The sequence below is a fragment of the Streptomyces angustmyceticus genome, from assembly GCF_040701845.1.
GTDB classification, from domain to species: domain Bacteria; phylum Actinomycetota; class Actinomycetes; order Streptomycetales; family Streptomycetaceae; genus Streptomyces; species Streptomyces angustmyceticus_A.
Genome location: NZ_JBFBHQ010000003.1, coordinates 259,773 through 277,513, shown reverse-complemented (window position 1 = coordinate 277,513; position 17,741 = coordinate 259,773). Strand labels below are relative to the sequence as shown.

Sequence of the window (17,741 nt, the reverse complement as noted above, 5' to 3'; positions counted from 1 at the left end):
TGTGCAAGATCCCGTCACGGCCAGGAGACTTTTGTGCGTCCCATTACCCCAGGTGAGCTTGCGGCATTTCGCTTCCGCCGGGTTTGATGGCCGGTCCACGACGGACCGGCGAGTGCCGCGGAGCCTGTAGCGTGCTCTAGCGAAGACCGATGACCTTACCGCTCTCATGCGGATCGATTCGACGGCGAGGACCGATGGCACCGACGCAGAGCCCCCAGGGCCCGTCCGACCCTGAGGCCACCGGCTCCAATATCCCCGACGCACCGGAGATGTGGGGCAACGGCGGGCTGGTCGGCGATGGCCGCTACCGGCTCACGCGACGGCTCGGCCGCGGCGGCATGGCGGAGGTGTTCGCAGCCGAGGACGTCCGTCTCGGCCGTACCGTCGCCGTGAAGCTGCTGCGTGCCGACCTCGCCGAGGACCCGGTCTCGAAGGCCCGGTTCACGCGGGAGGCACAGTCCGTGGCCGGGCTGAACCACCACGCGGTGGTGGCCGTGTACGACTCCGGCGAGGACCTGGTCGGCGGCAACACCGTGCCGTACATCGTGATGGAGCTGGTCGAGGGCCACACCATCCGCGATCTGCTGCTCAACGCCGACGCCCCGCCGCCGGACCAGGCGCTGATCATCGTCTCCGGCGTGCTGGAGGCGCTGGCCTACAGCCACCAGCACGGCATCGTGCACCGTGACATCAAGCCCGCGAACGTGATCATCACGAACAGCGGCGCCGTGAAGGTCATGGACTTCGGCATCGCCCGTGCGCTGCACGGCGCCCAGTCCACCATGACGCAGACCGGCATGGTCATGGGCACCCCCCAGTACCTCTCCCCGGAGCAGGCGCTCGGCAAGACCGTCGACACCCGCTCCGACCTCTACGCCACCGGCTGCCTGCTCTACGAACTCCTCACGCTGCGGCCGCCGTTCACCGGCGAGACCCCGCTCTCGGTGGTCTACCAGCACGTGCAGGACATGCCGGTGGCGCCGTCCGGCGTCGCCGACGCGGTGCCGCCGGAGCTGGACGGCCTGGTCATGCGGTCGCTGGCGAAGGACCCCGACGACCGGTTCCAGTCCGCCGAGGAGATGCGCGGCCTGGTCCAGTACTCGCTGCAGATGCTGCACGAGCAGGGCGGTCACACCGGCACCTGGAGCACCGGCCCGGTCGCCATGCACGAGGGTGGTCACACTTCGGCGCTGGGCACCGCCGCCACCACCGCGCTGCCGCACCCTGACGCCGGGCGCACCACGGCGCAGCCGATCCTGACCCCCGGCATGCGGGACGACGACGGCGGCTTCGAGGGCGGCCCCCGGCCGGCCAGGGGCGGCCGCGGCAAGATCTGGCTGATCGCGGCGCTCGCGGTGATCGCCATCGCCGTGGGCGTGGCCTTCGCGCTGCAGAACACCGGTGGCCAGGACAAGAAGCACAACACCCCCACCACGCAGTCGCCGAAGCCGACCAAGGACGACAAGGCGAGCGAGGAGCCGAGCGAGGAGCCGAGCACCCCGCAGACCGACCCCGGCGGCACCGGCGGCGACGACAGCACGTACAGCCAGCCGCCCACCGCGCAGCCCAGCACGCCGGAGACCTCGCAGCCGCCGACGTCCGAGCCGCCGACGTCCGAGCCGCCCACGTCCGAGCCGCCCACCGACACCGGTGGGACGTCCGACGGCGGCCCCACGGACGGGGGCACCGACGACGGGGGCACCGACAACGGGGGCACCGACAACGGCGGGGCGACCGCCGGCGCGGACGGCGGGGCCACCGCCGGCACGGACGCCGGCAACACCACGCTCGGCGCGAACGGCTGACCTGCGCGCGCCCGGGTTCAGCGGGTGAACGCGCGCTGCACGGCCCGGTATTCGCGGGTCCACCACACGGCCAGGGCGGCCGCTGCCGGGAACTGCGGATCGGTGCGGCGGTCGCCGAGCTGGTAGCGCCAGGTGAGCATCCAGAAGTCGTTCAGCCGCTCCCACCACACCCGGTGGACGGCCGCCGCGAGCTCGTCGGCGCCGGCGTGGCAGGTGCGGCGGTAGGCGCCCGCGTACGCCGCCACCTTCGCCAGGTCCAGCGTGCCGCAGGGGCGGACGAAGAAGATCGCGGCGGCGCGCACCGCCTCCTCGGCACGGGGCTGGACGCCCAGCCGGTCCCAGTCGACGATCGCGGTCGGTTCCGCGTCGCGGTAGAGCACGTTCAGCGGATGGAAGTCGCCGTGCACCCAGCCCGCCGGGGGTTCCGCTCCGGGGGCCGGCCGGTGGTGCGCCAGCTGCGCCAGCAGGGTCCGGCGCTCCAGCAGACGGTGCTCGGCGAGTTCGTCGAAGCTGGTGCGGGGCCGGGCGCCGCGGGCCAGGGCCAGCAGCTCCTCGATCGTCTCGAAGGTCCGCTCGGGGTCGGCTCCGGCGTCCGCGCAGGGCGGCCGGGGCGGATGTGGTTCATCGGCCATGACCTGCTCCAGCGTGGTGTGGACGAGCCCGAGCAGGGCGCCGAGCTGCCAGGACTGGCCGCGGGTCAGGGCGGCGCCGCTCAGGTGCCGGCCCTCGACCCAGGGGTGCAGGGCGTAGCAGCGGCCGTCGAGGACGGTGACGGTCCGGCCGTCCGCGTCGGCGACGGGCGGGGCGACCGGCAGGCCGAGCGCGGCGAGCCGGCGGGTGGCGCGGTGCTGGCGGGTGAGGGCCGCGCGGTCGCCGTCGAGGTGGTGTTTGAGGAAGTAGCGGCCGCGGGTGGTGGCGAGGAAGTAGCCGTGGTTGAGCAGACCCTCGGCTACGGGCTCGCAGGACAGCGGCGCGCCGGCGCCGGTGTAGTGGCGGAGCAGGGATCCGAGGGCGTCTTTGTCGGGCGTTGCCGCCGTCCGGACTACAGATGAGCGCAGCACGCGCCAGATGTTAGATCAACTGCGCCCGTCGGAGTGGGTGCGGAGGAAAGCCTTACGCAGAGTGTGCGTAGTGGAAGACGGGCGCATCGCTGAGGCAGTGCAGGGTCACGAACTCCGGCTCGATCCGCAGGAAGACCGGGTCGAAGGGGGCGCCGTCGGCCAGCAGCGGGGTGCGGCCGAAGAGCTCGCGCTCGGCGGGGGCGGGCTCGGCGACCCGGGCGGTGCCGGTGCACTGCACCGACCAGGTGTCGCGCTCGCCGCTGTTGACGTTGTCGGCCTCGTAGGCGACCACGCTGCCGTCCAGGGCCTGGTGGTAGCCGTAGCCGCGGTGCAGCCGCAGGACCAGCCGCCCGTCCAGGAAGAGATGGCGGGTGACGGTGGTGAAGGGCAGCGCCCGCCGGCTGGCCGAGACGCGCCCGTACGGCGTGCGGCTGAGCAGCTCGATCGCACGGAAGTTGTCGGTGGGCATGCGGCCACCATGCCGGGCGGACCCGGCCGGAAGTAGGGGCCGCCAGCCCCGAGGGGACCGGGTCGATGGTCCCGAATCACCACCAGCCGGGCAGGGCGGCCGCCGGCGCCGGCTCGTCAGTGCCGCTCCGCCTGCCTGCGCGCGACATACGCGGCGGCCTGGGAGCGGCGCTCCATGCCGAGCTTGGACAGCAGGCTGGAGACATAGTTCTTGATCGTCTTCTCGGCGAGGTGGAGCCGCTCGCCGATGGCGCGGTTGGTCAGCCCCTCGCCGATCAGATCGAGGATCCGGCGTTCCTGTTCGGTGAGGCTCGCCAGCCGGTCGTCGCTCTTCGTGGCCTTGCCGTCGCGCAGCCGCTCCAGCACCCGGGCGGTGGCCACCGGGTCGAGGAGGGACTTCCCGGCCGCGACCTCGCGGACCGCGGAGAGCAGTTCGTTGCCCCGGATGGCCTTGAGGACATATCCGGCCGCACCGGCCATGATCGCATCGAAAAGGGCCTCGTCGTCCGCGAACGAGGTGAGCATCAGGCATTTGATGTCCTCGTCCTGCGAACGGATCTCGCGGCAGACCTCGACACCGCTCCCGTCCGGTAGCCGGACATCGAGCACCGCGACGTCCGGACGCGTCGCCGGGATCCTGACCAGGGCATCTGCGGCGGTACCGGCCTCGCCGACCACCTCGATGTCGTCCTCGACGGAGAGCATTTCGTGAACGCCACGCCGGACCACTTCGTGGTCGTCGAGCAGGAATACCGTGATTTTTCCGTCTTCGCGCACCACACCAGTCTCACACATCAACCCTTCCCGTGCTCCAGGTCAGCGATATAACGTGCCGTTGTCCCGGCGGCCTGCAACGCTGTGACCAGGAGTTGTTCCAAGCCTTAGCGATTTACTTGGAAATCCAAGCAAAATCGCAGGTCAGCGCCGTTTCCACTTCGGCTTTGACAATGGGTAACGTGCAATGAGCAGGCCACCTTCCGGGAGCTTTGTTCCACCCGGATCCGGCCGCGTTCGCACACACCCCGTGCGCCGTATCGGATACCGGGTGAGCCGCAATACGGCCACCGGCGGACCCCGGGGGTCGGACAGACGGAGGAGCAGCACGTGACCGTGGAAGGCACTGCGCAGCGGAAAAACGCCCGCGGCAGCAGCAAGCGCACCACCGCCAAAAAGGCGACGTCGGCCAAGAAGGCGTCCCCGGCCAAGACCCGGACCTCAGGTCGGCCCGAGCAGGCGGAGCAGGACCAGCTCGTACAACTGCTGACCCCCGAGGGGAAGCGGGTCGAGCACCCCGACTACTCGATCGACCTCTCCGCCGACGAGCTGCGCGGGCTCTACCGCGACATGGTGCTGACGCGGAAGTTCGACGCCGAGGCGACCACCCTCCAGCGCCAGGGCGAACTGGGTCTGTGGGCTTCCCTGCTGGGCCAGGAGGCCGCCCAGATCGGCTCCGGGCGCGCGCTGCGCGACGACGACTATGTCTTCCCGACCTACCGCGAGCACGGTGTGGCGTGGTGCCGCGGCGTCGACCCGACGAACCTGCTGGGCATGTTCCGCGGGGTCAATCACGGTGGCTGGGACCCCAACAGCAACAACTTCCACCTCTACACCATCGTGATCGGTTCGCAGACGCTGCATGCGACCGGCTATGCGATGGGTGTGCAGAAGGACGGCGCGGATTCCGCGGTCATCGCCTATTTCGGTGACGGCGCCTCCAGCCAGGGAGATGTCGCGGAATCCTTCACCTTCTCCGCGGTCTACAACGCCCCCGTCGTGTTCTTCTGCCAGAACAACCAATGGGCGATTTCCGAACCCACCGAGAAGCAGACCCGGGTGCCGCTCTACCAGCGCGCCCGCGGCTACGGATTCCCCGGTGTGCGGGTCGACGGCAATGACGTACTCGCCTGTCTTGCGGTGACCAAGGCGGCGCTGGAGCGGGCGCGCACCGGCCAGGGCCCGACGCTCGTCGAGGCGTTCACCTACCGCATGGGTGCGCACACCACCTCCGACGACCCGACGAAGTACCGGGAGGACGAGGAGCGGGCGGCCTGGGAGGCCAAGGACCCGATCCTGCGGCTGCGGACGTATCTGGAGGCCGAGGGCATCGTCGACGAGGCGTACCTCGCCTCGATCGACGAGGAGAGCGAGGCCCTGGGCAAGCGGGTCCGCGACGCCGTCCGTGCCATGCCCGACCCGGACGACATGGCGATCTTCGAGAATGTCTATGCCGACGGGCATGCGCTCGTCGATGAGGAGCGCGCGCAGTTCGCCGCGTACCAGGCGTCGTTCGCCGACGCCCCCGTCGCGGAGGGGAACTGACCATGGCCGTCTTCGAGAAGATCACCATTGCCAAGGCGATCAACGAATCGCTGCGCGCCTCCATGGAGGCCGACCCCAAGGTCCTCGTCATGGGCGAGGACGTCGGCAAGCTCGGCGGCGTCTTCCGTGTCACCGACGGCCTGCAGAAGGACTTCGGCGAGGAGCGGGTGATCGACACCCCGCTCGCCGAGTCCGGCATCGTCGGCACCGCGATCGGCATGGCGCTGCGCGGCTACCGCCCGGTCGTCGAGATCCAGTTCGACGGCTTCGTCTTCCCCGCCTACGACCAGATCGTCACCCAGCTCGCGAAGATGCACGCCCGCGCGCTGGGCAAGGTCAAGGTGCCGGTCGTCATCCGCATCCCGTACGCGGGCGGCATCGGCGCGGTCGAGCACCACTCCGAGTCCCCCGAGGCGCTGTTCGCGCATGTCGCGGGCCTCAAGATCGTCACCCCCTCGAACTCCTCGGATGCCTACTGGATGCTCCAGCAGGCCATCGCCGGTGACGACCCGGTCATCTACTTCGAGCCCAAGCGCCGCTACCACGACAAGTCGCGGCTGGACACCGAGTCGATCCCCGACCCCCTGCACAAGGCCCGGATCGCCCGGACCGGCACCGACCTCACCCTGGCCGCCTACGGCCCGATGGTGAAGGTCTGCCAGGACGTCGCCAACGTCGCCGCCGAGGAGGGCAAGTCGCTCGAGGTCGTCGACCTGCGCTCGCTCTCCCCGATCGACTTCGACACCGTGCAGTCGTCGGTGGAGAAGACCGGCCGGCTGGTCGTCGTCCACGAGGCCCCGGTCTTCTTCGGCGCGGGTGCGGAGATCGCCGCCCGGATCACCGAGCGGTGCTTCTACCACCTGGAGGCCCCGGTCCTGCGGGTCGGCGGGTTCCATTCCCCGTATCCGCCCTCCCGTCTGGAGGACGAGTACCTCCCGGGGCTGGACCGGGTGCTCGACGCCGTCGACCGTGCGTTGGCGTACTGAGGGTTTGAGGAGAGTTCGTGACCATGACTGCAAGTACCGCCCACGCCCAGCGCTTCCGCGAGTTCAAGATGCCCGACGTGGGCGAGGGGCTCACCGAGGCGGAGATCCTCAAGTGGTACGTCCAGCCCGGCGACACCGTCACCGACGGCCAGGTCGTCTGTGAGGTCGAGACCGCCAAGGCCGCCGTGGAACTGCCCATCCCCTACGACGGGGTGGTGCACGAGCTGAACTTCGGCGAGGGCGTCACCGTCGACGTCGGCACCGTCATCATCTCCGTGGACACCGACCCCGGAGCCGGGCCCGCCGCGGCACCGGCGGCACAGCCGGCACCGCAGGAGACCGCCGCCTCCCCGGACGAGGAGGCCGAGCCGCAGGGCCGGCAGGCGGTGCTGGTCGGCTACGGCGCCGCGCCGTCCTCGACCAAGCGCCGGGCGCGCAAGCCCCAGGCGGGGGTGCCGGCCCAGCCGGAGCCCGCGCGCGCCGCGCTCCAGGCGGAGCTGAACGGGCGGGCGGCAGCCACCCCGGTGGCCGCTCCCGCCGCGGCCGCTCCCGTGGCACCGGTCGCGAACGGTACGGGTGCCGGGCACACCGGCCGGCCGCTGGCCAAGCCGCCGGTGCGCAAGCTCGCCAAGGACCTCGGCATCGACCTGGCAGCGGTCGCCCCGACCGGCCCGGGCGGCCTCATCACCCGTGAGGACGTCCATGCGGCCGCCGCGCCGGCAGCGGCGTCCGTGGCCGCACCGGCCGAGCCCGCGGCGCCGGTCTCCGCCGCCCCGCAGAGCGTCCCGGCCGAGCCCGGCGTCGTCGATGCCGCCGCCCGCGAGCGGCGGGTGCCGGTCAAGGGCGTACGCAAGGCGACCGCGCAGGCCATGGTCGCCAGCGCCTTCACCGCGCCGCACGTCACGGAGTTCGTCACCGTCGATGTGACCCGCACGATGAAGCTGGTCCAGGAGCTCAAGCAGGACCCGGACATGGCCGGGCTGCGGGTCAACCCGCTGCTGCTCGTCGCCAAGGCCTTCCTGGTCGCCATCAAGCGTCACCCGGAGGTCAACGCCGCCTGGGACGAGGCGCGGCAGGAGATCGTCTACAAGGACTACGTCAACCTCGGGATCGCGGCGGCCACCCCGCGCGGGCTGATCGTCCCGAACATCAAGGACGCCGGGGTCAAGACGCTCCCCCAGCTCGCCGCGGACCTGGGCGATCTGGTCGCCACCGCCCGCGACGGCAAGACGTCCCCGGCGGCGATGACCGGTGGCACGGTCACCATCACCAATGTCGGCGTCTTCGGCGTCGACACCGGTACGCCGATCCTCAACCCGGGGGAGTCGGCGATCCTCGCCTTCGGAGCGGTCAAGCTCCAGCCGTGGGTCCACAAGGGCAAGGTGAAGGCGCGTCAGGTCACCACCCTCGCGCTGTCCTTCGACCACCGGCTCATCGACGGCGAGCTGGGCTCCAAGCTGCTCGCGGATGTCGCGGCCCTGCTGGAACGGCCCAAGCGCCTGATCACCTGGGGATGAGCCGGAATGCGGAGCCGGGCGGTTCGGAGCGGTGTTTCACGTGAAACGCCGCCTCGGGACCGCCCGGACGCCGTGGACGAGCACCCGCTCGCCCGCCCCGCGCCTCCGCTGCGGCCGTATGCCGGCTGCCCGCCCCCATGGCTCGCCGAGGAGTTCCGAAACGTCCGAGCCCCTTGGACGCCATCGAGGAAAGCTGAGGTCAGCGGCCCGCCAGGGGCGCAGATCCGACGCGATCGAGGAGGTCCGGCGATCATGAACCAGAACCAGTCCGACACCACCCCCGCACCGCAGGTATGGCCGACGCTGCGGGCCCATGACGCCCGGGCCCTGATCCGTTTCCTGGTCGAGGCGTTCGGCTTCGAGGAGACCGTGGTCCACGGCGAGGGGGACCACGTCGCGCACGCTCAGCTCTCCTGGCCGGAGGGCGGCGGGATCATGCTCGGTTCCGTCCGGGACGCGGACGAGGACCGCTGGCCACTGCGGCCGGGGACGTTCGGCGCCTATGTGGTCACCGACCACCCCGACGAGCTGTGTGCCCGCGCCCGGGCGGCGGGCGCGGAGATCACCGATGAGCTCACCGACACCGGGTACGGGTCGCGGGGCTTCGGCGCCCGCGACCCGGAGGGCAACCGCTGGTCGTTCGGTACCTATCGTGGCGAGCCGCGGAAGGCGTAGCGGGCGCCCGGCGCCGCGGGGGCCGGTCAGCCGCGGATGAGCTCCACCGCGCGGCTGAAGTGGGCCACCGGCCCGACCGGGCCGGACTCGTCGGGGTGGGTGGCGCCGCGGGTCAGTGCGAAGCCCGCCCACAGGCCGGCGACGATCAATGCCAGCACGACGGAATTCCGCGTACGGCGGCCGGCGTTCGTCCTGGGCTGCATGGTCAACTCCCCCTTGGGTGTGGGAGCCCTCCCCGGCTCCCTGCCTCTATTCACCCATGGGATCCGCGCCGATCCGTACGCGGCAGGTATGGAGTCCTGTCCGACTTGAGGCGGACCCGGCATCAGCCCGGGGTCCCTCTTTCGGCAGAGGCCGGACCCGCGGCGGGAAAGGATTTGCCGCGGTCGGCCGTGCTGCCTACGGTCGGCGAAATGAGCAGCGAAATGATCATCCGGCGTTACCAGGCCTCCGACCAGCGCGTGGTCATCGATCTGTGGTCGCGGGCGGTGGAGCGGGCACATCCGTTCCTCGACGGGGAGGGCCGGGGCGAACGGGCCCGGATCCTCCGTGAGATGGACCTCGCCGAGACGGAGAGCTGGGTCGCCGAGCGTGCGGGCGTCGTCGTCGGGCTCCTCGGACCGTTACGCGACGGGGCCGGGGGCGGGGACGGCAACGGGACCGTGGTCACCGGGCCGTTCGTGGCGCCGGAGGCCCAAGGACGGGGTGTGGGACGGGAGTTGCTGGAGCATGCGGCGGCATTGCACGGAGCGCTGTCGCTGGAGGTCTTCGAGGGGAACGACGCCGCCCGCCGCTTCTTCGCGCATCTGGGCTTCACGGAGCGGGGACGGCGGACGGACGAGGAGACCGGCCGGCCGTTGATCGCCCTGGAGCGGGCCGCACCGCTGAAGTCGGTGAGCTGGCTGCATGTGCGCGACGGGCGGCTGCTGAGCGTACGGACGCGGGGGAACGACACGTTCTATCTCCCGGGCGGCAAGTACGAGCCCGGGGAGACCGCGCGGGAGGCGCTGTCGCGTGAGCTCGGTGAGGAGCTCGGTCTGGTGGTGCCCGCCGAGGAGCTGTCGGAGGCGTTCGTCGTCCATGACGTCGCCCACGGCAAGAACGGACGCCGGCTGCATATGACCTGCTTCACCGGCGGGCCCCAGGACATCGCGCCGGCCCCCGGCCGGGAGATCGCCGAGTTCGCCTGGTTCGACCGCCGGGAGGCGCGTGAGCGCTGTGCCCCCGCCCATGCGCAGGTCGTGAACCGCCTGATCGCCCAGGGGCGGATGCCGGGCTGAGGGCGCGTCCGGGCGGCGGTCGGGACGGGCCCGGCCGCCGCCCGGACGGCCGCCGGCCAGCCGTGGCCCACGGTCCCGGCAGCGCCTCCACCAGGGCAGCTGTCCGCATCGATGTCCGCATCGCGGAATGAAGTGTCGGACGCATACCTGTTGTATCTATCCTGTGCGCATGCCCTCCTCCACGCCCACCGCTCCCGTCAGAGAGCCCGCCAAGCAGCCGCCCGCCGCCGAACGGGTCTATGCGCACATCAAGGACGCCGTCCTGGACCGCCGCTACGAGGGCGGGATGCTGCTCACCGAGGGCGAGCTGGCCGATGCCGTGGGGGTCTCCCGGACGCCGGTGCGGGAGGCGCTGCTGCGGCTGGAGGTCGAAGGGCTGATCAAGCTCTACCCGAAGAAGGGCGCGCTGGTGCTGCCGGTCTCCGCACAGGAGATCGCCGATGTCGTCGAGACCCGGCTGCTGGTGGAGAAGCACGCCGCGGCCAAGGCGGTGCCCGTGAGCGAGTCGCTGATCGGCGAGCTGACCGGGCTGCTGGAGACGATGCGGGAACAGGCCGCATCCGGTGATCTGGCCGCCGTCTCCGTCACCGACCGGGCCTTCCACGCCGCGATCGTGCGCAGCGCCGGCAATCAGATCCTGGACCGCCTCTACGAGCAGCTGCGCGACCGCCAGCTGCGGATGGGGGTCGCGGTGATGCACGCCCACCCGGACCGGATCGCCAAGAACATCGCCGAACACGCGGAGATCCTCGAGGCCCTGCGGGCAGGGGATGCGGACGCCGCGACCGACGCCGTGCAGCGGCACGTCAGCTGGGTCCGTAACCTCGCGCAGGGAGACGTGCGATGAGCGGTGGTACCGACAGTGCCGGGCACTCCGGCATAGGCGGCGGCTCCGCACGGCTGCTGCCCGCCGATCCGCCAGGCGGCCGCAAGGCCATGGCCGTCTGGGGCATCGGCGTCGCGGTCTACTTCGTCGCGATCACCTACCGCACCAGCCTCGGCGTGGCGGGCCTGGATGCCGCCGAGCGCTTCCACATCAACGCCTCGGCGCTGTCGACCTTCTCCATCCTCCAGCTGCTGGTGTACGCGGGGATGCAGATCCCCGTCGGCCTGATGGTCGACCGGCTCGGCCCCAAGAAGGTGCTGACCCTCGGCGTGGTGCTCTACACCGTCGGCCAGTTCGGCTTCGCGCTCTCCTCGTCGTACGCCATGGCGCTCGGCTCCCGTGCGCTGCTCGGCTGCGGTGACGCGATGACCTTCATCAGCGTGCTGCGGCTGGGGTCCCGGTGGTTCCCGGCCCGCCGCGGCCCGATGATCGCCCAGATCGCCGCGCTGGTGGGGATGGCGGGCAATCTGATCTCCACCCTCATCCTCGCCCGCTTCCTGCACAGCTTCGGCTGGACCCCGACCTTCGCCTCCAGCGCCGCCGGCGGCATCGTCGTGCTGATCGTGCTGCTGGTCTTCCTGCGGGACCACCCCGAGGGCTTCGAGCCGCCGCCCGCACCCGCCGAGCACACCGGCGGCGGGTTCGTGCGCCGGCAGATCGTGGAGGCCTGGCGGGAGCCCGGCACCCGGCTGGGCATGTGGGTGCACTTCACCACCCAGTTCCCCGCGATGGTCTTCCTGCTGCTCTGGGGCCTGCCGTTCCTCGTCGAGGCGGAGGGGCTGTCGCGTGGCACCGCCGGTGAACTGCTCACCCTCGTGGTGCTCTCCAACATGGCCGTGGGCCTGATCTACGGCCAGGTCATCGCCCGCCACCATGCGGCCCGTATGCCGCTGGCGCTGGGCACCGTCGGCGCCACGGCACTGCTGTGGGCGGTCGTCCTGTGCTGGCCGGCCGATCATGCGCCGATGGGGCTGCTGATCGTGCTGTCCGCGGTGCTGGGCGCCTGCGGCCCCGCCTCGATGATCGGCTTCGACTTCGCGCGGCCCGCCAACCCGCCGGAGCGCCAGGGCACCGCCTCCGGCATCGTCAACATGGGCGGCTTCACGGCCTCGATGACGACCCTGTTCGCCATCGGTGTCCTGCTGGATGCGACCGGCGACAACTACCGGATCGCCTTTGCCTCGATCTTCGTGCTGGAAGCGGCCGGGGTCTCCCAGATCCTGCGGCTGCGGCGGCGCGCGGCGCGGCGCGAGCGCGAGCGGCTGGTCGTCAGCCGGGTCGAGGCGGTCCACGTTCCCGCGTGAGGCCCGCGGGAACGCGCGGGCGGCGGCCGGGTCCGTTTCACGTGGAACGGACAGGGCTGTTTCACGTGAAACGGCACACTCCGGGGCCACCTGTTCGGGGCCGGCCGACGGTCGGGGCATCGGGTGAGGCGGCCCCCACCGGAACCGTCCCGCTACGGCGTGATGGCGAAGTTGTCCAGGATGGCCCGGGCCAGCTCCTGATCGCCGTCGATCTTGATCTGCTCGGCGACCGCTGCCGGACGGACCCGGCCGCAGGCCAGCTGGTGGAAGGTGTCCCAGTCCAGGGCGAGCGTCACGGTCGGGCCGAGCGAGACGCTGCCGTCGATGGTGGCATTGCCCTCGGCGTCGAGACGGACCGTGCGCAGGAACTCGAGCGGCCCGCTGACATCGAAGACCACGGCCGAATCGGCGGGCGCCTGGGCCCTCTTGGCCACGATGCCGGGCAGCACCTTCACCAGCAGATCGCGGGTCACATACGCGCCGGGGGAATCGAGATTGCCGGGCTTGCCGAGCGCCCGGCGCAGGTCCTGCTCATGCACCCAGACGTCGAAGGCCCGCTGCTGCAGGACGAATTCCAGCGAACGGTCCTCACCGAGCGGGCTGCGCACCACGGCGTCCGGCTGACGGGACTCGTTGCGCAGCTGCCGGGAGCGGCGGATGACGGTGTATTCGAGCTCGCTGAGCATCTCCGGCGCGGTGTGGTGCCGGCGGACGTCGACCTGCACCTCCATGCGCCGCGCCGACTCGCTGCGTACGTGGTAGAGGTCGCGCGGCAGCGTATGGATCGGCCGCGGGTCGCCCAGCATTTCGCATTCCAGGCCGATGACATGGGAGACCACATCGCGAACAGACCATCCTGGGAGGCCCGTCGCCCTGCTCCACTCGCCCTCGACGAGCGGAGTGACCAGCTCGGTTATCGCTTCTATGGAGTGAGTCCAGGCATCGACGGAGGACTGAAGACTGGGATGGACGGTCACGGGACCCCTCGGACGGTTCGTACGCGGGCTGCTGTCTGTGCAGTTAAGTTACGCTGCGCACGGGCACCCCGGCAGTGCTTTCGGACGACCATCGTAGGCCGATGCCTCCGGGCCGCAGAGGGGTGCGCCGGACGCCCGCGAGGCCCGATCCTCAGTCCCCGCCGCGTTCCCGCTCCGCCAGCCGGATCACACACACCGCGACGGCGATCAGCAGCGCCGGATCGGCATCGTCCCGTACGACGTTGACCGCATAGGTGTCGCGTACGGTCAGCCAGCGCCGCGAGATCTCCGCCAGTAGTTCGCCGTCGTACTCGATCGCGAACTCGCGGTCCAGGATCTTTCCGCTGACATCCAGCTCGGTGCCGTCCACCAGCGCGACGCGGTAGTGGTTGCGCAGCAGCGAGAGCCGCTTGCGCTTGATGGTGGCCAGCGGCTTGTCGTCCCGCTCGATGGTCATGGTGTCGCGCACGCTGAGCATCTTCTTGCGGATGGTGATCAGCACCCGCCGCTCGGTGTCCTTCAGCTCGAAGGTCTCCCGCAGCCGCAGCGCCTTCCCGTCCACGAGGAAGGCGTGCCGCCCGTGCTCGTCGTCGATCCAGTAGTCGTCGCCGATGCCGAAGATCCGGTCGCGCACCACGTACTTGCCCGAATGCGGGGGTCCTCCCCCGGGAGATTGCTGCATGGCTGACGTGTTCCCCCGGGGACCTGCGGAATGTGCACGCACCGGAGTGACGTTGAATGTGCACATGGCTTCACGTGCACGCGTCCGGGCCCCCGAGCTGATCGGCAAGGGCGGCTGGCTGAACACCGGTAACAAGGATCTCACCCTCTCCGACCTGCGAGGACGCATTGTCGTCCTGGATTTCTGGACGTTCTGCTGTGTGAACTGTCTGCATGTCCTGGACGAGCTGCGGGAGCTGGAGGAGCGCCACCGCGACACCGTCGTGATCATCGGCGTGCACTCCCCGAAGTTCGTGCACGAGGCGGAGCACCAGGCGGTCGTGGACGCCGTGGAGCGCTACGGCGTCGAGCACCCGGTCCTCGACGACCCCGAGCTCGCCACGTGGAAGCAGTACGCGGTACGGGCCTGGCCGACGCTCGTGGTGATCGACCCCGAGGGGTATGTCGTCGCCCAGCACGCCGGTGAGGGCCATGCGCACGCCATCGAGAAGCTCGTCGAGGAGCTGGAGGCCGAGCACGCGGCGAAGGGCACGCTGCGCCGCGGCGACGGTCCCTATGTCCCGCCGGAGCCGGTCGCCGGCGATCTGCGTTTCCCCGGCAAGGCGGTCCGGCTCCCCACCGGCAGCCTCCTCGTCTCGGACACCACCCGGCACCAGCTGGTGGAGCTGGCCGCGGACGGTGAGCGGGTGCTGCGGCGGTTCGGCACCGGCGAGCGCGGCCTGACCCCGGACACCTTCAACGAACCGCAGGGCCTGGCACTGCTGCCCGACGGACGGGTGGCCGTCGCGGACACCGTCAACCACGCCATCCGCGTCCTCGACCCGGAGACCGGGGCGCTGGAGACGGTGGCCGGCACCGGCAAGCAGTGGTGGCAGGGCTCGCCGGCCTCCGGGCCGGCGCGGGATGTGGATCTCTCCTCGCCGTGGGACCTCGCCTGGTGGCAGGAGCGGCTGTGGATCGCGATGGCCGGGGTGCACCAGCTGTGGACCTATGACCCGGCCGCCGGGACGGTCGAGGTCGCGGCCGGCACGACCAACGAGGGCCTGGTGGACGGCCCGGCCGCCGAGGCGTGGTTCGCCCAGCCGTCCGGCCTCGCGGCGGCCGGCGACCGGCTGTGGATCGCGGACTCGGAAACCAGCGCGGTCCGCTGGGCGGAGCGCGCCGAAGCGGGCGACGGCTACGTCATCCGGACGGCCGTGGGCACCGGCCTCTTCGACTTCGGGCACCGCGACGGCGCCGCCGACCAGGCGCTGTTGCAGCACCCGCTGGGCGTGACCGCCCTGCCCGACGGCTCGGTCGCCGTCGCGGACACCTACAACCACGCACTGCGCCGCTTCGACCCCGCGACCGGCGAGGTGACGACGCTGGCCACGGACCTGCGCGAGCCGTCCGCCGCGGTGCTCGTCGACGACGACATCGTGGTCGTGGAGTCGGCGCGGCACCGGCTGACCCGGCTGCGGCTGCCCGAGGAGGCGGTCCGGGTCGAGTCGGTGGCGCACCGCACCCAGCGCGCGGCCACCGAGGTCGCCCCGGGCGCGCTGCGGCTGGACGTGGTCTTCCAGGCGCCGGCCGGCCAGAAGCTCGACACCCGGTACGGCCCCTCGACGCGGCTGGTGGTCAGCGCGACGCCGCCGGAACTGCTCGCCGAGGGCGCGGGCGCGGGCACCGATCTCGCCCGGGACCTGGTGCTCGCGGACGGGGTGACCGAAGGCGTGCTGCATGTCTCGGCGATGGCCGCGTCCTGCGACGACGCCCCGGACATCGAGTACCCCGCCTGCCATGTGCACCAGCAGGACTGGGGCGTCCCGGTCGAGGTCGCCGAGGGCGGGGTGGCCCGGCTGGGCCTCGTCCTGGCGGGGCTGGACGCCGAGTAGCAGCGAACCCCCGGGCCCGTCGGCCCGGCCCGGGACCGGGGCGGCCGACGGGCGGGCGGGGGCTGCGCGCCTGCGTCAGGGGCGGTCCGAGGGGCAACGGCCCCTGCGGAGCTGAGCCCGTCGGACCGTCCCTGGTCCGGGCTAGTTCCCGACGCCGCCCGCCAGCTGAGCGCCGTGCAGGCTGGAGCTCCAGTTGGTGACCTTGCTCTTGCCGACGGAGAGACGGAGCCGCTTCTCCGCGAAGTCCACGGTGACCGGACCATGGGTGGCGGAGTTCGCCGAGACGCCCATGAAGTCGACGGTCACCGACTTCCGCGCGGTGCCCTTGGTGGCCGGGGTGCGGGTCGGGACGACCGCGTAGGCGTAACCGTGGGCGGGCACGGTGACGCGGGTGCCGTCGAGGTGGCCGGGGGTGCCCTGCAGCAGGGGCAGCGGGTCCTTGGCCTTGTCGAAGCGCAGCAGCGGCGCGTTGTGGAGCGTGCAGTCGCGGCTGCCGGTGTTCTTGAACTTCACCGCCACATGGCTCTTCGGGCCGGTCTGCTGGGAGAACGTGACCTTGTACGTACTGGGGTAGCAGTCGGGCACCCGCCGGGACGCCGTCGCTCCCGCGCCCGTCCCTGCCGCGCCCCCGCCGGCGAACCTGCGCTTGGTGCTCTTGGAGGACGAGGAGAAGGACTTCTTCGACTTCTTCGACTTCGAGGAGTGGCTGTTGCAGCCGGTCAGCGCGAGCGAGCCGGCCAGGCCGAGAGCCAGCGCGGCGTACGCGGCGGAACGGCTGCGGGAGCGGTGTGCGGTCATGGGTGGTTCCCCCAGTGGAGTGCTGCAGACAGCGCGGTGGTGCCTGTCATGGCACGGACACGATATCGATGGCCGGCCGATGTGCCTGGGCGGGTTCACCGGGCCCCGGCCGAGGGAGCCCGGGACGGCGCGGGCCGCTGTGCGGGACATGACGCGGGGCGCCGGGCACGCGAAAGGGCGCCCGCTGGGGGATGCGGGCGCCCTGGTTCAGGGGATCGTCGGTCGCGATCCTCGGTCGCGTCGGCCGGAGCCGGCCGGGTGGGGTCGCGTCGGCCTACCGGACGCGGCTCACCAGGCCGCTGCCTGGTTCGCGTCCGGCTGCCAGTACGTCACCCACGCGCTGTCGTCGGCGTACACCGAGCCGCCGGGCAGTGCCACCGCCGCCGGGCCGCCGATGCTGCCCTTGCCGTCACGGCCGGGGAGGCCGACCGTCAGCGAGGTCGTGGTGCGGCCGTTGCGGCCGGAGCCGTCGGCGGACGAGGTCAGCACGCCGGCGTACCCGGACTCGCCGGGGGCGAGCGTGACCGTGGACTGCGGCTTGCTGTCCGGCAGTTCGGGGAGCAGGGACCGGGCCCCGCCGAACCGCAGGTTGGGGACGGAGTAGAGGTCGCAGGTGGTGCCGGAGGTGTTGGTGGCCGTCAGCAGAAGGTGGTTGACCGGCCGGCTCAGCGGCCGGGCGACGAGGCGGACCTTCGCGGCGTCGCAGGCGGTGTGGCGGACGCCGGGGGCGCCGCCGGACGTGTCGCGGGTGCCCGCTCCGTCGGTCCGTGTGCTCGCCACCGTGCCGATGCGGTTGCCGCCGTGCCCCGCGGACGCCTGCTCCGTCCGGCCGCCGTCGGTCCGTGTGCCGCCCTGCGCGTCCTCCTCGGGCTGCGCCGCCGGGGTCCGGGAGACCTGGTGCGCCGGGTGGAACGGCTTGGCGGCGCTGGTCTGGAGCGGGTTGTCCTGGCCACCGCAGGCGGTGAGGGCGAGCGCCGCGCCGGCGGTCAGCCCGGCCGCAGCGATCCGCAGCGCCCGGCGGCGCACACCACGAGGCCCACGCGGGGCACGGGCGGCGGTCTCGGCGACGGCCTCGGAGCGGGTGTGGCTGCGCGGCATGTCCGGTCTCCC

17 protein-coding genes are annotated in these 17,741 nt (G+C 71.7%); 9 read left to right on the top strand and 8 right to left on the bottom strand.

Features of this window, described 5'->3' with window-relative positions; genetic code table 11:
- Window positions 1-194: 194 nt before the first annotated feature.
- The gene (locus tag AB0411_RS08610) at window positions 195-1,805 is read left to right on the top strand and encodes a protein kinase domain-containing protein (RefSeq protein WP_366416535.1); all 1,611 of its coding nucleotides are present in this window, start codon (window positions 195-197) and stop codon (window positions 1,803-1,805) included.
- Between the two features lie 17 nt (window positions 1,806-1,822).
- On the opposite strand, the gene AB0411_RS08605 is transcribed toward AB0411_RS08610, so the two are convergent.
- The 3 genes from AB0411_RS08605 to AB0411_RS08595 all read right to left on the bottom strand — a co-directional run bounded on the left by AB0411_RS08605 (window position 1,823) and on the right by AB0411_RS08595 (window position 4,111).
- Entirely contained in the window at window positions 1,823-2,866 is a 1,044-nt protein-coding gene (locus AB0411_RS08605) for a phosphotransferase (protein WP_366416534.1), read from the bottom strand.
- A gap of 52 nt (window positions 2,867-2,918) precedes the next feature.
- Complete coding sequence (locus tag AB0411_RS08600) at window positions 2,919-3,335, bottom strand: pyridoxamine 5'-phosphate oxidase family protein (RefSeq protein WP_366416533.1); 417 nt, start codon at window positions 3,333-3,335, stop codon at window positions 2,919-2,921.
- A 116-nt stretch (window positions 3,336-3,451) separates the two neighbouring features.
- Entirely contained in the window at window positions 3,452-4,111 is a 660-nt protein-coding gene (locus AB0411_RS08595; RefSeq protein ID WP_366416532.1) for a response regulator transcription factor, read from the bottom strand.
- Between the two features lie 327 nt (window positions 4,112-4,438).
- Between AB0411_RS08595 and pdhA the strand changes: the two genes are divergently transcribed.
- The 4 genes from pdhA to AB0411_RS08575 all read left to right on the top strand — a co-directional run bounded on the left by pdhA (window position 4,439) and on the right by AB0411_RS08575 (window position 8,831).
- Window positions 4,439-5,653: a pyruvate dehydrogenase (acetyl-transferring) E1 component subunit alpha gene (pdhA, locus tag AB0411_RS08590; RefSeq protein ID WP_366416531.1), complete on the top strand. Its 1,215-nt coding sequence runs from the start codon at window positions 4,439-4,441 to the stop codon at window positions 5,651-5,653.
- A 2-nt stretch (window positions 5,654-5,655) separates the two neighbouring features.
- Window positions 5,656-6,639, top strand: a complete 984-nt coding sequence (locus AB0411_RS08585) for an alpha-ketoacid dehydrogenase subunit beta (protein WP_086719021.1) — start codon at window positions 5,656-5,658, stop codon at window positions 6,637-6,639.
- Between the two features lie 23 nt (window positions 6,640-6,662).
- Window positions 6,663-8,156: a dihydrolipoamide acetyltransferase family protein gene (locus AB0411_RS08580; RefSeq protein WP_366416530.1), complete on the top strand. Its 1,494-nt coding sequence runs from the start codon at window positions 6,663-6,665 to the stop codon at window positions 8,154-8,156.
- A gap of 252 nt (window positions 8,157-8,408) precedes the next feature.
- Complete coding sequence (locus AB0411_RS08575; RefSeq protein WP_366416529.1) at window positions 8,409-8,831, top strand: VOC family protein; 423 nt, start codon at window positions 8,409-8,411, stop codon at window positions 8,829-8,831.
- Between the two features lie 26 nt (window positions 8,832-8,857).
- Here the strand turns inward: AB0411_RS08575 and AB0411_RS08570 are convergent, their stop codons facing one another.
- Window positions 8,858-9,034, bottom strand: coding sequence for a hypothetical protein (locus AB0411_RS08570; RefSeq protein WP_366416528.1), 177 nt, complete (start codon window positions 9,032-9,034; stop codon window positions 8,858-8,860).
- 210 nt (window positions 9,035-9,244) lie between these two features.
- On the opposite strand from AB0411_RS08570, the gene AB0411_RS08565 reads away from it, so the two are divergent.
- From AB0411_RS08565 to AB0411_RS08555, 3 genes are all read left to right on the top strand, one after another.
- Entirely contained in the window at window positions 9,245-10,111 is an 867-nt protein-coding gene (locus tag AB0411_RS08565) for a GNAT family N-acetyltransferase (RefSeq protein ID WP_366416527.1), read from the top strand.
- Window positions 10,112-10,280: 169 nt separating this feature from the next.
- Window positions 10,281-10,958 carry a GntR family transcriptional regulator gene (locus tag AB0411_RS08560; protein ID WP_366416526.1) on the top strand — a complete coding sequence of 226 codons (678 nt, stop codon included), beginning with the start codon at window positions 10,281-10,283 and terminating at the stop codon, window positions 10,956-10,958.
- 89 nt (window positions 10,959-11,047) lie between these two features.
- On the top strand, window positions 11,048-12,301 hold the full coding sequence (locus AB0411_RS08555) for an MFS transporter (protein ID WP_366416924.1): 1,254 nt from the start codon (window positions 11,048-11,050) through the stop codon (window positions 12,299-12,301).
- Window positions 12,302-12,453: 152 nt separating this feature from the next.
- Here AB0411_RS08555 and AB0411_RS08550 read toward each other — a convergent pair whose 3' ends face one another.
- Together AB0411_RS08550 and AB0411_RS08545 are read right to left on the bottom strand one after the other, a co-directional pair.
- A complete protein-coding gene (locus tag AB0411_RS08550; protein ID WP_366416525.1) occupies window positions 12,454-13,278 on the bottom strand; it encodes a maleylpyruvate isomerase family mycothiol-dependent enzyme in 825 nt (274 codons plus the stop codon).
- 151 nt (window positions 13,279-13,429) lie between these two features.
- Window positions 13,430-13,960, bottom strand: coding sequence for an LURP-one-related/scramblase family protein (locus AB0411_RS08545; RefSeq protein WP_366416524.1), 531 nt, complete (start codon window positions 13,958-13,960; stop codon window positions 13,430-13,432).
- Between the two features lie 64 nt (window positions 13,961-14,024).
- Between AB0411_RS08545 and AB0411_RS08540 the strand changes: the two genes are divergently transcribed.
- The gene (locus AB0411_RS08540) at window positions 14,025-15,833 is read left to right on the top strand and encodes an NHL domain-containing thioredoxin family protein (protein WP_366416523.1); all 1,809 of its coding nucleotides are present in this window, start codon (window positions 14,025-14,027) and stop codon (window positions 15,831-15,833) included.
- Between the two features lie 141 nt (window positions 15,834-15,974).
- Here AB0411_RS08540 and AB0411_RS08535 read toward each other — a convergent pair whose 3' ends face one another.
- Complete coding sequence (locus AB0411_RS08535; RefSeq protein WP_366416522.1) at window positions 15,975-16,631, bottom strand: DUF4232 domain-containing protein; 657 nt, start codon at window positions 16,629-16,631, stop codon at window positions 15,975-15,977.
- A gap of 288 nt (window positions 16,632-16,919) precedes the next feature.
- Window positions 16,920-17,729: a DUF4232 domain-containing protein gene (locus AB0411_RS08530; RefSeq protein ID WP_366416521.1), complete on the bottom strand. Its 810-nt coding sequence runs from the start codon at window positions 17,727-17,729 to the stop codon at window positions 16,920-16,922.
- Window positions 17,730-17,741 lie beyond the last annotated feature (12 nt).

Excerpts from the sequence above, each read along its gene's own strand:
- AB0411_RS08565 (WP_366416527.1), top strand. The coding sequence starts at position 9,245 with ATGAGCAGCGAAATGATCATCCGGCGTTACCAGGCCTCCGACCAGCGC.
- AB0411_RS08570 (WP_366416528.1), bottom strand. The coding sequence starts at position 9,034 with ATGCAGCCCAGGACGAACGCCGGCCGCCGTACGCGGAATTCCGTCGTG.
- AB0411_RS08585 (WP_086719021.1), top strand. The coding sequence starts at position 5,656 with ATGGCCGTCTTCGAGAAGATCACCATTGCCAAGGCGATCAACGAATCG.
- AB0411_RS08560 (WP_366416526.1), top strand. The coding sequence starts at position 10,281 with ATGCCCTCCTCCACGCCCACCGCTCCCGTCAGAGAGCCCGCCAAGCAG.
- AB0411_RS08600 (WP_366416533.1), bottom strand. The coding sequence starts at position 3,335 with ATGCCCACCGACAACTTCCGTGCGATCGAGCTGCTCAGCCGCACGCCG.
- AB0411_RS08580 (WP_366416530.1), top strand. The coding sequence starts at position 6,663 with ATGACTGCAAGTACCGCCCACGCCCAGCGCTTCCGCGAGTTCAAGATG.
- AB0411_RS08555 (WP_366416924.1), top strand. The coding sequence starts at position 11,048 with ATGGCCGTCTGGGGCATCGGCGTCGCGGTCTACTTCGTCGCGATCACC.
- AB0411_RS08575 (WP_366416529.1), top strand. The coding sequence starts at position 8,409 with ATGAACCAGAACCAGTCCGACACCACCCCCGCACCGCAGGTATGGCCG.
- AB0411_RS08530 (WP_366416521.1), bottom strand. The coding sequence starts at position 17,729 with ATGCCGCGCAGCCACACCCGCTCCGAGGCCGTCGCCGAGACCGCCGCC.
- AB0411_RS08535 (WP_366416522.1), bottom strand. The coding sequence starts at position 16,631 with ATGACCGCACACCGCTCCCGCAGCCGTTCCGCCGCGTACGCCGCGCTG.
- AB0411_RS08540 (WP_366416523.1), top strand. The coding sequence starts at position 14,025 with ATGGCTTCACGTGCACGCGTCCGGGCCCCCGAGCTGATCGGCAAGGGC.
- AB0411_RS08545 (WP_366416524.1), bottom strand. The coding sequence starts at position 13,960 with ATGCAGCAATCTCCCGGGGGAGGACCCCCGCATTCGGGCAAGTACGTG.
- AB0411_RS08610 (WP_366416535.1), top strand. The coding sequence starts at position 195 with ATGGCACCGACGCAGAGCCCCCAGGGCCCGTCCGACCCTGAGGCCACC.